This is a genomic window from Teichococcus oryzae, assembly GCF_008386565.1.
Lineage (GTDB): Bacteria > Pseudomonadota > Alphaproteobacteria > Acetobacterales > Acetobacteraceae > Pseudoroseomonas > Pseudoroseomonas oryzae.
The window spans coordinates 64502-78120 of record NZ_VUKA01000003.1 but is presented as its reverse complement, the minus strand read 5'-3'; the positions used below and the strand labels follow the sequence as shown (position 1 = coordinate 78120).

The following is a 13619-nucleotide window of genomic DNA, read 5'->3' as shown; positions in this document are numbered from 1 at the left end:
CCCTCCCCCCGCCTGCTGCGGCAGGACGCGCCATGAAGGTTTGCGTCATCGGCGCCGGCATCGCCGGGCTGTGCGCCGCCTGGCACCTGGCGGATGATGGCCACGAGGTGGTGGTGCTGGACCGGGAGGACGGCCCCGGCCTCGGCACCAGCCGCGCCAATGGCGGGCAGCTCAGCTACAGCTATGTGGCGCCGCTGGCGGCGCCCGGCGTGCCGCGCAAGGGCCTGGGCTGGATGCTGGATGCCGAGGCGCCGCTCCGCCTCCGGCCGCAGATGGACCCGCGGCTGTGGCGCTGGCTGCTGGGCTTCCTGCGGGCCGCCCGCCCGGAGAATTTCGAGGCCGGCACCCGCGCCATGCTGCGCCTCGCCTATCACAGCCGCGACGTGCTGGCGGAGATGATGGCCGGGGAGCGGCTGGATTTCAGCTATCGCCGGAACGGCAAGCTGGTGGTGTTCCGCGACGCGGAGGAACTGCGGGGCGCGGCCGCCGTGGTGGCGCTGCAGGCGAAGGAAGGCGCGCGGCAGCAGGTGCTGGATGCGCGGGAATGCCTGGAGCTGGAGCCGGCCCTGGCGGCCATGGGCGGCGAACTGGCCGGCGGCGTGTTCACCCCGGAGGAGGCGGTGGGCGATTCCCTGGCCTTCTGCCTGGCGCTGAAGAATGCCCTGGCCCGGCGCAGCCGCGTGCAGTTCCTGTTCGGCCGCGAGGTCACCGGCCTGCGCCTGGCCGGCGGCGCGGTGGAGGCGGCGGAAACCACGGGCGGCCTGGTGGATGCGGATGCCTTCGTGCTGTCCTCCGGCATCGGCGCCATGAAGCTTGCGGAGCCGCTCGGCCTGCGCCTGCCGCTCTACCCGCTGAAGGGCTACAGCCTGACGGTGCCGACGCGCTCCTCCGACTGTCCGCCCGAGATCAGCATCACCGATGCCCACCACAAGACGGTCTATGCGCTGCTCGAAGGCGCCACGGCGGAGCGGGAAGGGCGGCTGCGGGTCGCCGGCATGGTGGACCTGGTGGGCTTCGGCACGCGGCTGTCGGAAGACCGCGTCGCCCTGCTGCAACGCCAGGCGGTGGAAGCCTTCCCGGCCGGCGGCGACTGGTCCCGCGCCGATCCCTGGGCCGGCCTGCGCCCGGCCACGCCGGACTGGAAGCCGATCCTGGGCGAAAGCGGCATTGGCCGGCTCTGGCTGCATCTGGGCCATGGCGGCCTCGGCTTCACCATCGGCTGCGGCACCGGCCACCTGCTGGCGGCGATGATCGCCGGGCGGGAGCCGGCCATCCCGGTGGGGCCGTACCGCCTGCCGCGCCGCGCCGCCTAGCCAGCCCGCGCGGCCGGGTTTATGCCGGTGGCTTCCCAGCACCGGATGGCCCCCATGGATCATGCCCCCGCTTCCGTTGAAACCCCCTGGCACCTGCAACCGCCCGGCTTCGACGAGATCGAGGCGGCGGCCGGCCGCATCGCCGGGGCGCTGGTGCGGACGCCGCTGCTGGAAAGCGAGCGGGTCAACCGCCTCCTCGGCGGCCGGCTGCTGCTGAAGGCGGAGGGGCTGCAGCGCACCGGCAGCTTCAAGGCGCGCGGCGCCTGGAACTTCATCGCGCAGATGGAGGATGCGGCGCGGGCGCGGGGGGTGATCGGCTTCTCCTCCGGCAACCACGCGCAGGCGGTGGCCTGGGCCGCGTCCCGCCACAACGCCCCGGCCGTGCTGGTGATGCCCGAGGACGCGCCCGCCACCAAGATCCGCCGCACCCGCGAATGGGGCGCGGAGGTGGTGCTGTATGACCGCCGCACCGAGGACCGCGAGGCGATCGGCCGCGACCTCGCCGCCAGCCGGGGCCTGACCCTGATCCCCCCCTTCGAGGATCGCCGCATCATCGCGGGCGCCGGCACGGTGGGGATGGAGATGGTGCGGCAGGCCCAGGAGATGGGCGCGGCGCCGGATGCGCTGCTGGTGAACTGCTCGGGCGGCGGGCTGGCGGCGGGCTGCGCCATCGCGGCCCATGCGCTGTCCCCCGCCACCGGGGTCTGGGCGGTGGAGCCGCAGGACTATGACGACTTGGCCCGCAGCCTCGCCAGCGGCGCGCGGCAAAGCAATGACGTGTCGAAGCCTTCCATCTGCGACGCGTTGCTGGCGGCGACGCCGGGCGTGATGACCTTCGAGGTGGCGCGGCGGCATCTTCGCGGCGCGCTCGGCGTCAGCGATGCCGAGGCGATGGCGGCGATGCGGCTGGCTTTCGAGGAATTCCGGCTGGTGGTGGAGCCGGGCGGCGCCGCCGCGCTGGCCGCCGTGCTGTCCGGCAAGATCGAGGCCAGGGGCCGGGTGCTCGCCGTGCTGACCTCCGGCGCCAATGTTGACGCGGCGCTGTTCCAGGAAGCGCTGTCCGGCACCTGACCACGATGGCGCCGCCGCGCGGGAGGGGGCCAGGAAGCCGGGACGCGGCGGCAAGGGCCTTTCGCGCGCGGCAGCGCCTGCGGCGGAACGGGCGGGAGCGGCGATGGGCTTCCGCCATCCTGACAGGCCATCCGGCGAAGCAACGGCTAATTTGAGCCGGGGCTTCTTGCGCGCATCTGCATTCTCCACAATAGTTATGTTATAACATTACGGATAACGCAGATGCGCGCACTGAGCTTCATCGCCGTGGCCCTGACGGTGCTGGCGGGGCCAGGATCCGTTCAGGCGGAAACGGTCTATGTCAACCGCGCCGTGATCACGGATCATGCCCGCGGTGGCGTCACCCTCGTGGACCTGCTGACCGGGCGCATTCTGCGCCGGCTGGACACCGCTTCACCCGGCAGCCTGCGCCGCGGCGCGGCGCCGGGGCAGGTCTCGCTAGCGCAGGGGCCGGCGGGGCGGGTGGATGTCATCGACCTCGGCATCACGGTGGAGAATCATGGCGACCACGCCGATCTCCGTTTGTCCGGGCCGCGCCTGATCCCTGGCGTGGCCCATGGTCCGAAGCCGTCGCATGTTCTCGCCGGCGACGGACGTCTCGCCAGTTTCTTCGACGGCGACGGGTCGGTGGTGGTGACGGGGGAGGGTGCGCCGGTCACGCTGCGTGCCAATGCCGCGCATCACGGCCTCGCCTATCCCTTCCACGCCGCGGCCGGGCCGATGCTGCTGGTGAGCCACGCCGCGGCGGCCGGGGCGCGTCCGGGCGGCGTCGTGCTGCTCGATGCCGGGGGGCGGGAAACCGCGCGCCGCGATGACTGCCCGATGCTGCATGGGGAAGCCGTCTCGAACCGGGTCATCGCCCTGGGCTGCGCGGATGGCGTGCTGTTGCTGGACACGCGCAGCCAGGTTTTCCGCAAGGTCGCCTATCCGGAGGGCACCGCCAGTGGCCGGATGGTGCGGAGCCTGGCCGGGGGCGCCGACTTCCACCTGTTTGCCGCTGATTTCGGCCCCGACGCCGTGACCATCCTGGACCCGGATGCAGGGCGCTTCATGGTGGTCGAACTGCCCGCGCGCCGCGTGGCCTATGCGCTGGATCCGGAGCGATCCGCATCGATGTTCGTGATAACCGAGGATGGCGGGCTCCACCGCATCGACACGTTGAAGGGCGAGATCCTGGCCAGCGTGCCGCTGCTCCGGCGCTATTCCATGGATGGCGGCTGGGCCCTGGCCCGTCCGCGCCTGTCAGCCGCCGGCGGGATGGTGGCGGTGACGGACCCCGCGCAATCCCGCCTGCTGGTGCTGGATGCCGGCAGCCTCGCGCTGCGGCACGAAATCGCCATCGAGGGCACCCCTTTCAACATCCTGGCCATCGCGGCATCCGGCGAGCGCCACTGACCCAACGCCGGAACGGGAACGCCAGGGGGCGGATCGCGCGGGGATTGCCAGCGCGCATCCGGCATGGATTGCTGGCCCGGCGGAAGATCCGTTGGGGGATGATCCATGCCGTTCGACAACTGGCTGGCCTTCACCGCCGCATCGCTGGTGATGCTGGCCATTCCGGGACCCACCGTGCTGCTGGTGGTGTCCTATGCGCTGGGTCATGGGCGGCGGCCCGCTGCCGCCATGGTGGCCGGGGTGGCGTTGGGTGACCTAACGGCGATGACGGCCTCCATGCTCGGCCTGGGCGCCGTGCTGGCGGCCTCGGCCACGCTGTTCACCGCCTTGCGCTGGATCGGCGGCGCTTATCTGATCTGGCTCGGCATCCGGCTCTGGCGGGCGCCGGTGCTGGATACGAGGTCCACGCAGGCGCCAGCTGCCAGCCTGCGCCGCATCTTCGCCCATGCCTATGCCGTGACGGCGCTGAACCCCAAGAGCATCGTCTTCTTTGTGGCCTTTGTGCCGCAATTCATCAGTGCGGGGGCGCCGTTCTGGCCGCAGGTCGCGGTGATGGAGGTGACCTTTGTCACCCTGGCCGCGCTGAATGCAGGGCTTTACGCGCTGCTGGCGGCCTCGGCCCGGCGCGGCTTGCGGCGGCCTTCCCTGCAGCGGGCGGTGAACCGCGCCGGGGGCGGGCTGCTGATGGGCGCGGGAGTGCTCGCTATGGGCTGGCGGCGGGCGGCGCCCTGACCGCACCAGCCTGCGGCGGCCTTGCCGCATGTCCCTGTCCGCACCCTCGACACACCACCCGCCGCGCCGCAAGCTGCGCCCCACGCATTGCGAGGACGCCGCCATGACCGAATACCCGACCCAGCCCCTGGCGCTGCCCGGCGGCAGCGCGCCCCGGCGCCGCGGCTTCGTGGACCGGCCCGATGCCCGGCTTTACTTCGAGGCGGTGGGGGAGGGGCCGGCGCTGGTGTTCGGCCATGGGCTGGGCGGCAACCACCTGTCCTGGTGGCGGCAGGTTGGTCATTTCGCGACGGGGCATTGCTGCATCACCTTCAGCCATCGTGGATTCTTTCCGTCCGAGGCGGCGGCCGCGCCCGATCCGGCCGCCTATGCCGATGATCTCGCCGCCCTTCTGGATGCGCTGCGGATCGAGGCGCCGGTTTTCGTGGGGCAATCCATGGGAGGATGGACGGGCATCGACTTCGCCCTGCGCCATCCAGGCCGGCTGCGCGGGCTGGTGCTGTCGGCCACGTCCGGCCCCATCGATCCGCGCAGCGCCGGGCCGGAGGCGGAAGCCCTGCTGGCGGAATGGGCATCGCGCGCCGAGGCGGCGAAGGCGGCCGGCGCGGCGCGCGGCGTGCATCCGGCGGCCGGCGCCCGCATGGCGGAGGAGCAGCCGGCGCTGCACCTATTGTACCGCGCCGTGGATGAGTTGAGCGCCGGCCTGGACAAGGAGGCGCTGCGCCGCCGCATGTTCGCCGCGCGCACCCGCCCCGCCAGCGACCTCGAAGGCCTGCGCCTGCCGACGCTGTGGATCACCGGCGCGGAGGACGTGGTGTTCCCCGCCCCCATGGCGCCGCTGCTGGCGGCACGGATGCCGGATGCCCGGCATGTGGAGATCCCCGATGCCGGCCATTCGCCTTATTTCGAGCGGCCGGAGGCCTTCAACGCCGCATTCGGGGAGTTCCTGAACCGGATCTAGCGCGCCGCCTTCGGGCCGGTGCTCAGGCGATGTCCGACAGGGTCCGCCGCACCGCGCGCTGCCAGCCGGAATAGGCGGCCTCGCGCGTTGCCTCCGGCATGGCGGGGAGGAAGCGCCGCTGCAACTGCCAGCTTCGCGCGAAGCCATCCGGGTCGGGGCACAGCCCCGCCTGCAATCCCGCCAGATAGGCGGCGCCCAGGGCGGTGGTTTCCTGCAGCACAGGGCGGTCCACCGGCGCGCCCAGGATGTCCGCCAGGAACTGCATCGTCCAGTCCGAGGCCACCATGCCGCCATCGACGCGCAGCACCGCCTCCTCCGTGCCGGCGGCCATGTCGGACTGCATGGCGCTGAGCAGGTCGCGGGTCTGGTAGCCCACGCATTCCAGGGCGGCGCGCGCGAAATCCGCCGGCCCGGAGGCGCGCGTCAGGCCGTGGATGGCGCCGCGTGCCGCGGCATCCCAGTATGGCACGCCAAGGCCAACAAAAGCCGGCACCAGGTAGAGCCGCGCCGCCGGATCGGATTGCGCCGCCAGCTGCCCGGTTTCCGAGGCATCGCGGATCAGCCGCAGCCCGTCCCGCAACCATTGCACGGCGGCGCCCGCGACAAAGATCGCGCCTTCCAGCGCATAGGTGCGGCGCCCGCCGAATTGATAAGCGATAGTGGTCAGCAGCCGGTGCCGGGAGACGACGGGCGTTTCGCCGGTGTTCAGCAGGGCGAAGCAGCCCGTGCCATAGGTCGCCTTGACCATGCCGGGCCGGAAGCAGGCCTGGCCCAGTGTTGCCGCCTGCTGGTCCCCCGCGATGCCCAGCACGGGAATGCGGCCGCCGAGTGCCGTGGTGACGCCGAATTCCGCGGCGCAGTCGCGCACCTCGGGCAGCATCGCGGAAGGCACGCGGAACAGGGCGCATAATTCCTTGTCCCAGGTGCCGCCATGGATGTTGAACAACAGCGTGCGCGCGGCGTTGGTAGCGTCGGTGGCGTGAACCCGCCCTTCCGTCAGGCGCCAGAGCAGGAAGCTGTCCACCGTGCCGAAGGCCAGCTCGCCGCGCTCGGCGGCCGCGCGCGCGCCGGGCACCGCGTCCAGCATCCAGGCGATCTTGGTGGCGGAGAAATAGGGGTCGATCAGCAGGCCGGTGGCAGCCGCGACGCGCCCGGCATGGCCGGCCTCGCGCAGCGCGGCGCAGGTTTCCGCCGTGCGGCGGTCCTGCCAGACAATGGCGCGATGGATCGGCTGGCCGCTGCGGCGGTCCCATACCAGCGCGGTTTCCCGCTGGTTGGCGATGCCGATGCCGGCGATGTCGGCTGGACCAAGGCCGGCTTTCGCCATCGCTTCCCGCATAACGGCCAGGGAGCTTTCCCAAAGATCCTCCGCCTCATGCTCCACCCAGCCGGAAGCGGGGAAATGCTGCGGAAACTCCCGTTGCGCCGAGGCCACCGGCATGAGGTCCGGCGTGCGGTAAAGAATGGCGCGGGTCGATGTGGTACCCTGGTCGAGGGCCAGGACATGGCCATTGGCCGGCATGCATCACTCCCCTGTCGGAAAAGGCGGCGGGGGCGGCTTGCCCGTCCCCGCCCGGCGGTCAGGCGCGCTTCGGCGGCGTTGCCGGCCAGGAGCGGATCAGCGTGTCGTAATCCACTGTTTCCCCCTGCGGCTTTTCATTCGCCAGCTTGCGCTGCGGGGCGATATTGCCGTCCTTCTCGGCGCGCGCATACCATTCCTCGGCGCTGCCGCGCGGATTGAGGCGCGGGCCGCAATCGCCCTGCACATTGGCGCGCTGCAGGCGCTCCATCACGCTGTCCTGCGCCGCGGCCAGGGAATCCATGGCGGCCTGCGGCGTCTTGGCGCCGGAGGAGGCATCGCCGATGTTCTGCCACCAGAGCTGCGCCAGACGCGGATAATCGGGGATGTTGTTGCCCGTCGGCGTCCACTGCACCCGCGCGGGGGAGCGGTAGAACTCGATCAGCCCGCCCAGCAGCGGCGCCCGCTCGCTGAAGGAACTGTGCCAGATGTCGCTTTCGCGGATGAAGGTCAGGCCGACATGGCTTTTCTTCAGGCTGGTCGATTTGGCGACGCAGAACTGGGCGTAAAGCCAGGCGGCGCGACGGCGGTCCACCGGCGTCGATTTCAGCAGCGTCCAGGAGCCGCAATCCTGGTAGCCGAGCTTCATGCCCTCCTTCCAGTAAGATCCCTTCGGGGAGGGGGCCATGCGCCATTTCGGCGTGTTGTCGGCGTTCACCACTGGCAGGCCGGGCTTCACCATGTCGGCGGTGAAGGCGGTGTACCAGAAGATCTGCTGCGCGATGTTGCCCTGCGCCGGCACCGGCCCTGATTCCGAGAAGGTCATGCCGGCGGCTTCCGGCGGCGCGTATTTCTTCAGCCATTCGACGTACTTGGTCACGGAATACACGGCGGCCGGGCCGTTGGTGTCGCCGCCGCGCTCGACCGAGGAGCCGGTGGGGCGGCAGCCTTCCATGCGCACGCCCCATTCATCCACCGGCTTGCCATTGGGGATGCCGCGATCGCCATTGCCGGCCATGGACAGCCAGGCATCGGTGAAGCGCCAGCCCAGGGACGGGTCCTTCTTGCCGTAATCCATGTGGCCATAAACCTTGACCCCATCGATCTCCTTCACCGTGTTGGTGAAGAACTCGGCAATGTCCTCATAGGCGGACCAGTTCACCGGCACGCCCAGATCGTAATTGAACTGCTTCCTGAAGGCGTCGCGGATGGCGGGGCGGGTGAACCAGTCGTAGCGGAACCAGTAAAGATTGGCGAATTGCTGGTCCGGCAGCTGGTACAGTTTGTTGTCCGGGCCGGTGCCGAAGGAACGGCCGATGAAATCCTCGATGTCGAGGCTGGGCAGCGTCTGGTCGCGCCCTTCGCCGGTCATCCAGTCGCTCAGCGGCACCGCCTGCTGGTAGCGGAAATGCGTGCCGATCAGGTCGCTGTCATTCACCCAGGCATCATAAACATTGCGCCCGGACTGCATCTGGGTCTGGATCTTCTCCACCACATCGCCTTCCTGCAACAGGTCGTGCCGCAGATTGATGCCGGTGATCTCGGAAAAGGCACGGGCCAGGGTGCGGGCCTCATATTCATGCGTGGTGATGGTTTCCGACACCACGTTGATCTCCTGCCCGCGCCAGGGCTGCGCGGCGCGGGCGAACCATTCCATTTCCTGCATCTGCTGGTCGCGGCTCAGGGTGGAAGGCTGGAATTCCTGTTCCACCCAGCGCCGCGCCGCATCGGTGCCCTGCGCCAGGCTGTGTACCGGGCGCAGAAGCGCAGGCGCGGCGAGAAGCGCGGCACTGCCGAGCAACACGTCACGGCGGCCGAAGACGACGTCTTTCACGTTCATTCCCTCCAACACGCTTGGCGCCCGGAACGCCGGCGGGCGCGGCCGGTTCAGGCCCAGCGGAACATCGCCGCGCCGAAAGCCAGGGACAGCAGGCTGGCGCCCCACAGCGGCGCATCCCCCGCCAGGGCCAGCCAGCCGAGATGGATGAAGGCGCTGCCCACCAGCGTCAGGAACAGCCGGTCCCCGCGCGTGGTGGGCAGGCGCAGCACGCCGATGCGCTCTGTTTCCGGGAAGCGGATCGCCAGCAGCGTCATCACCAGCAGTGCCAGGAACAACGCCGAGAAGAACAGCGCCGATTGCCAGGTCCAGGCCATCCAGGACAGGTCCATGGCGCTACACCCGCCCCAGCGCGAAGCCGCGCGCGATGTGGTTGCGGACAAACCAGATCACCACCGCGCCGGGGATGATGGTCAGCACGCCGGCCGCCGCCAGCAGCCCCCAATCCATGCCCGCGGCGGAAACCGTGCGTGTCATGGTGGCGACGATCGGCTTGGCGTTGACGGTGGTCAGGGTGCGCGCCAGCAGAAGCTCCACCCAGGAGAACATGAAGCAGAAGAAGGCGGCGACGCCGACGCCGCCCGCCACCAGCGGCAGGAACAGCCGGATGAAGAAGGCAGGAAAGGACCAGCCATCGATCGCCGCCGTTTCGTCGATCTCGCGAGGCACGCCGGACATGAAGCCTTCCAGGATCCACACGGCGAGTGGCACGTTGAACACGCAATGCGCCAGCGCCACCGCCCAGGGGGTGTCGAACAGGCCGACCGCGCCGTAGAGCTGGAAGAAGGGCAGGGCGAAGACGGCGGGCGGCGCCATGCGGTTGGACAACAGCCAGAAGAACAGGTGACGGTCGCCCAGGAAGCGGTAGCGGCTGAAGGCGTAGGCCGCCGGCAGCGCCACGGCGAGCGAGATCAGCGTGTTCAGCAACACGTATTTCAGGCTGTTGATGTAGCCGCCATACCAGGAAGCATCGGTGAAGATGCGCCGGTAGTTCTCCAGCGTCGGCTCGCGCGGCCACAGTGTCATGGCCGAGCTGATTTCCAGGTTGGTCTTGAAGCTCATATTGACCAGCCAGTAGATCGGCACCAGCAGGAACAGCAGGTACAGGCCGAGCACGAGGCGCGGCAGGGCGGCGCGCAGCGCGCCGCCGCGCGGCCGGGCCCAGGACGCGGGCAGGGCGGGCGCCGCCGACACGGTGCGGGGCTGCGCCTGGCTCATGGCCCTTTGCCCCCGGCATCCGTGACGGCGTCGTTCTGGTCCCGCGTGGTGGTGGCGAAGAACACCCAGCACACCGTCAGGATGATCAGGTTATAGACGATCGACATCGCCGCCGCCTTGCCGAGGTCGAACTGGCCCAGCGCGATCTTCACCAGGTCGATGGACAGGAAGGTGGTGGCGTTGCCCGGGCCGCCGCCGGTGACAACGAAGGGCTCGGTGTAGATCATGAAGCTGTCCATGAAGCGCAGCAGGATGGCGATGGTCAGCACGCGCTGCAGCTTGGGCAGCTGGATGGCGCGGAACACCGCCCAGCCATTGGCGCCATCGACCCGCGCCGCCTGGTAATACGCGTCGGGAATGGCGCGCAGCCCCGCATAGCAGAGCAGCACCACCAGCGAGGTCCAGTGCCACACATCCATCAGCACCACGGTGAACCAGGCGTCCAGCGGGTTCTGCGCGTAGTTGTATGACAGCCCCATGCCGTTCAGCGCGGCGCCCAGCAGCCCGATGTCGCGCCGCCCGAAAACCTGCCAGATGGTGCCCACCACGTTCCACGGGATCAGCAGCGGCAGCGCCAGCACCACCAGCGACGCCGCGACGCCCCAGCCCCGCCGCGGCAGCGTCAGGGCGACGCCGATGCCAAGCGGGATCTCGATCAGCAGGCAGAGCGCGCTGAACAGCAAGGTCCGCCACAGCGCATCCAGGAAGCGGCCGCCGAGATCCGTGGAAGGGTCCAGCAGCTCGCGGAACCAGCCGACGCCGTTCCAGAAGAATTCGTTGTTCCCGAACGTGTCCTGCAGCGAGTAGTTGACCACGGTCATCACCGGGATCAGCGCCGAGAAGGCAACCAGGACCACCACCGGCAGCACCAGCAGCCAGGCCCGCTCGTTGCGCGGCTTGCTCATGGCCCTGCCTCCCGCGCATCCCGTGCTGCTTCCCCGCGAGCCAGCCGCCCGTCGGCATAGACATGCAGCCGCGCCGGGTCGAAGGCGAGGCGCGGCTCGGCCGGCACCGGCATTCCCTCGGGCAGGGTCGCGGCGACCGGCACGCCATCCAGCTCCAGCCGGGCGATGCGGCGGCGGCCAAGATCCTCCACGCGCCGAAGCCGCGCGGCGAGGCCACCTTCCGCCACCATGGTCGCGAATTCGGGGCGGATGCCGAGCTCCACCGTGCCGGCCAGCGGGCCATAGGCGCGCGGCAGGGCCACGCGCTGGCCGCCGGGCAGCACCGCCTCCCGCCCGCTGATGGCGCAGGGCAGGAAGTTCATGCCCGGGCTGCCGATGAAATGGCCGACGAAGCGATGCGCCGGATGCTCGAACAACGCCTCAGGCGTGCCGATCTGCACCACCTCGCCATCCAACATCACCACGACACGATCGGCGAAGGTCAGCGCCTCGGTCTGGTCGTGGGTGACGTAGATCATGGTGGTGGGCACCTGCCGGTGCAGTTCCTTCAGCCGTGACCGCAGCTCCCATTTCAGATGCGGGTCGATCACGGTCAGCGGCTCATCGAACAGGATGGCGGCCACGTCATCGCGCACCAGCCCGCGGCCCAGCGAGATCTTCTGCTTCTCGTCGGCGCCGAGATTGCGGGCGCGCCGGTCCAGCCGTGCAGTCAGCCCGAGCAGCGCCGCCACCCGCTCCACCCGTGTCCGCGCCGCGGCGGCGGGCACGCCGCGGTTGCGCAGCGGAAAGGCCAGGTTCTCCCGCACCGTCATGGTGTCGTAGACCACCGGGAACTGGAACACCTGCGCCACGTTGCGCCGCTCGGTCGGCAGGGCGGTGACATCGGCGCCATCGAACAGCACCCGCCCCTCGCTCGGGCGCAGCAGGCCGGAGACGATGTTGAGCAAGGTCGTCTTGCCGCAGCCGGACGGGCCGAGCAGCGCATAGGCGCCGGCATGCTCCCACACCATGTCCATCGGCTTCAGCGCCGGGAGCGTGGCGCCGGCATAGCGGTGGCCAAGGGCCTCGAAGGCGATGCGGGCCATCAGGCAGCCTCCGCCAACTCGGCCACCGCCGCCAGCCGGCCATCGGCGCCGAACAGCAGCACGCGGCGCGGGTCGAAGTGAACCATGGCGCTGCTGCCCGGCTCCGGCCGCCGCACGCCGGGCACCAGCGCCACCCAGCGGAGATCGCCCATCACATCCAGATGCACATAGCTTTCGGAGCCGGTCACCTCGGCCAGCCGCACCTTCGCCGGCAGGGCCACCGCGCCCGGAAGGGGATCGAGGGAGATCTCATGGGCGCGGATGCCCAGGGTGCAACGCCCGGATTGCGGTGCGCCGGGCGGCGCGGGCAGGGTGATCTCTCCGCCCAGATGCAGCACGCCGCCGCGAAGCTCCGCCGGCGCCTCGTTCAGCGGCGGGTCGGAAAACACCCGCGCCGTGGCGAGATCCACCGGGCGGCGGAACACCGCCCCGGCCGGGCCGGATTGCGTCAGGCGGCCTTGCGAAAGCGTTGCCACCTGCCCGCCCAGCAGCAATGCCTCGGCCGGCTCGGTGGTGGCGTAGACGAAAACGCTGCCGGTGCCGGCGAACAGGCGGGGCAGTTCTTCCCGCAGTTCCTCGCGCAGCTTGTAGTCCAGATTGGCCAGGGGCTCGTCCATCAGCACCAGCGCCGCGCGCTTCACCAAGGCGCGGGCGATGGCGGTGCGCTGCTGCTGGCCGCCAGACAGTTCCAACGGCCGCCGGGCCAGATACGGCTCCAGCCGCAGCAGCCGCGCCGCTTCCCGCACCCGGCCCTCGATCTCGGCACGCGGCAGGCGGGCGACGCGCAAGGGCGAGGCGATGTTCTCGAACACCGTCAGCGTCGGGTAGTTGATGAATTGCTGGTACACCATGGCGACGCTGCGCCGCCGTGGCGGCAGGCCCGTCACGTCCTGTCCTTCGGCAAGCAGCCGGCCGGCGCTAGGCCGGTCCAGCCCCGCCAGCAGCCGCAGCAGGGTGGTCTTTCCGGCGCCGGTGGGGCCCAGCAGCACATGGGGCCGGCCCGGATGAAGCTCCAGCGTCACCGGATGCAGCGTTGTTCCGCCATTGGCCGAGGCGGCGATGCCATGGAGCGCCACGCTCATCCCGCGGCCCTCCCGGCCACGGCCAGGCTCTGGCAGAGGCCTGGATCAGGCGGGGCGTCCCGTGCCAGGGCAGGCCGGGCCAGCCGCCGGACGATGGTGATCCTGCCGCCAATGACCGACAACAATGGCGCCTCCCCCGTTCCGGCTGGTCCAGCATCGGGACGTCATCGCGGTTCGGCGCCGGGGCCGTGCCCGCGCCATCATCATAGGGCGGGCGGCGGCCGGCGTAACTCCAAACCGCATCCGGAACGGAATTGCGCCGGCGAAAACCGGCATCGGGGCAATGTGGCGCGGCCTCCGCCACCGGAATGGCGTCAATCAGGGCGAGGGGAAGGCCGGGGTTCGCCGCGTCCTGACGGAGCCTTGGCCGTTCAGTCCTCCGCCAATAGCGGGAAGATCCCTGGCCGCGCAACCTGACAGGCCCCGGCGAGGCGGGTGGGGCGGAAAAGCCCGGAAAGGAAAGGCGTCATGGCGGGCGGGACGATGTGCCGGCCGCCCAGG

Annotated in this window: 12 protein-coding genes; 5 read left to right on the top strand and 7 right to left on the bottom strand. The window is 70.4% G+C overall.

What is annotated here, in order from left to right:
- Nucleotides 1-32 precede the first annotated feature (32 nt).
- The 5 genes from F0Q34_RS09080 to F0Q34_RS09060 all read left to right on the top strand — a co-directional run bounded on the left by F0Q34_RS09080 (nt 33) and on the right by F0Q34_RS09060 (nt 5472).
- Complete coding sequence (locus F0Q34_RS09080; RefSeq protein ID WP_149811892.1) at nt 33-1313, top strand: D-amino acid dehydrogenase; 1281 nt, start codon at nt 33-35, stop codon at nt 1311-1313.
- Nucleotides 1314-1367: 54 nt separating this feature from the next.
- Nucleotides 1368-2384, top strand: a complete 1017-nt coding sequence (locus tag F0Q34_RS09075; protein ID WP_149811891.1) for a threonine ammonia-lyase — start codon at nt 1368-1370, stop codon at nt 2382-2384.
- Nucleotides 2385-2606: 222 nt separating this feature from the next.
- Entirely contained in the window at nt 2607-3779 is a 1173-nt protein-coding gene (locus tag F0Q34_RS09070; protein ID WP_149811890.1) for a hypothetical protein, read from the top strand.
- A gap of 105 nt (nt 3780-3884) precedes the next feature.
- Nucleotides 3885-4511: a LysE family translocator gene (locus tag F0Q34_RS09065; protein WP_149811889.1), complete on the top strand. Its 627-nt coding sequence runs from the start codon at nt 3885-3887 to the stop codon at nt 4509-4511.
- Between the two features lie 28 nt (nt 4512-4539).
- The gene (locus F0Q34_RS09060; protein WP_241665404.1) at nt 4540-5472 is read left to right on the top strand and encodes an alpha/beta fold hydrolase; all 933 of its coding nucleotides are present in this window, start codon (nt 4540-4542) and stop codon (nt 5470-5472) included.
- Nucleotides 5473-5494: 22 nt separating this feature from the next.
- Here F0Q34_RS09060 and glpK read toward each other — a convergent pair whose 3' ends face one another.
- The 7 genes from glpK to F0Q34_RS09025 are packed head-to-tail and all read right to left on the bottom strand — an operon-like array spanning nt 5495 to nt 13118.
- The gene (gene glpK / locus F0Q34_RS09055) at nt 5495-6994 is read right to left on the bottom strand and encodes a glycerol kinase GlpK (RefSeq protein WP_149811888.1); all 1500 of its coding nucleotides are present in this window, start codon (nt 6992-6994) and stop codon (nt 5495-5497) included.
- Between the two features lie 58 nt (nt 6995-7052).
- Nucleotides 7053-8825 (bottom strand): ABC transporter substrate-binding protein, encoded by a 1773-nt coding sequence (locus tag F0Q34_RS09050; protein WP_456316240.1) that lies wholly within the window; start codon nt 8823-8825, stop codon nt 7053-7055.
- A gap of 53 nt (nt 8826-8878) precedes the next feature.
- The gene (locus F0Q34_RS09045; RefSeq protein WP_149811886.1) at nt 8879-9160 is read right to left on the bottom strand and encodes a DUF2160 domain-containing protein; all 282 of its coding nucleotides are present in this window, start codon (nt 9158-9160) and stop codon (nt 8879-8881) included.
- Between the two features lie 4 nt (nt 9161-9164).
- Nucleotides 9165-10046, bottom strand: coding sequence for a carbohydrate ABC transporter permease (locus F0Q34_RS09040; RefSeq protein ID WP_149811885.1), 882 nt, complete (start codon nt 10044-10046; stop codon nt 9165-9167).
- On the bottom strand, nt 10043-10951 hold the full coding sequence (locus F0Q34_RS09035; RefSeq protein WP_149811884.1) for a carbohydrate ABC transporter permease: 909 nt from the start codon (nt 10949-10951) through the stop codon (nt 10043-10045). The genes F0Q34_RS09040 and F0Q34_RS09035 overlap by 4 nt, the downstream gene beginning before the upstream one ends.
- Nucleotides 10948-12036, bottom strand: a complete 1089-nt coding sequence (locus tag F0Q34_RS09030; protein ID WP_149811883.1) for an ABC transporter ATP-binding protein — start codon at nt 12034-12036, stop codon at nt 10948-10950. Before F0Q34_RS09030 ends, F0Q34_RS09035 begins: the two co-directional genes overlap by 4 nt.
- Entirely contained in the window at nt 12036-13118 is a 1083-nt protein-coding gene (locus tag F0Q34_RS09025; RefSeq protein WP_149811882.1) for an ABC transporter ATP-binding protein, read from the bottom strand. The genes F0Q34_RS09030 and F0Q34_RS09025 overlap by 1 nt, the downstream gene beginning before the upstream one ends.
- Nucleotides 13119-13619: the final 501 nt, after the last annotated feature.

Excerpts from the sequence above, each read along its gene's own strand:
- glpK (WP_149811888.1), bottom strand. The coding sequence starts at position 6,994 with ATGCCGGCCAATGGCCATGTCCTGGCCCTCGACCAGGGTACCACATCG.
- F0Q34_RS09075 (WP_149811891.1), top strand. The coding sequence starts at position 1,368 with ATGGATCATGCCCCCGCTTCCGTTGAAACCCCCTGGCACCTGCAACCG.
- F0Q34_RS09070 (WP_149811890.1), top strand. The coding sequence starts at position 2,607 with ATGCGCGCACTGAGCTTCATCGCCGTGGCCCTGACGGTGCTGGCGGGG.
- F0Q34_RS09080 (WP_149811892.1), top strand. The coding sequence starts at position 33 with ATGAAGGTTTGCGTCATCGGCGCCGGCATCGCCGGGCTGTGCGCCGCC.
- F0Q34_RS09040 (WP_149811885.1), bottom strand. The coding sequence starts at position 10,046 with ATGAGCCAGGCGCAGCCCCGCACCGTGTCGGCGGCGCCCGCCCTGCCC.
- F0Q34_RS09045 (WP_149811886.1), bottom strand. The coding sequence starts at position 9,160 with ATGGACCTGTCCTGGATGGCCTGGACCTGGCAATCGGCGCTGTTCTTC.
- F0Q34_RS09025 (WP_149811882.1), bottom strand. The coding sequence starts at position 13,118 with ATGAGCGTGGCGCTCCATGGCATCGCCGCCTCGGCCAATGGCGGAACA.
- F0Q34_RS09035 (WP_149811884.1), bottom strand. The coding sequence starts at position 10,951 with ATGAGCAAGCCGCGCAACGAGCGGGCCTGGCTGCTGGTGCTGCCGGTG.
- F0Q34_RS09030 (WP_149811883.1), bottom strand. The coding sequence starts at position 12,036 with ATGGCCCGCATCGCCTTCGAGGCCCTTGGCCACCGCTATGCCGGCGCC.
- F0Q34_RS09060 (WP_241665404.1), top strand. The coding sequence starts at position 4,540 with ATGTCCCTGTCCGCACCCTCGACACACCACCCGCCGCGCCGCAAGCTG.
- F0Q34_RS09065 (WP_149811889.1), top strand. The coding sequence starts at position 3,885 with ATGCCGTTCGACAACTGGCTGGCCTTCACCGCCGCATCGCTGGTGATG.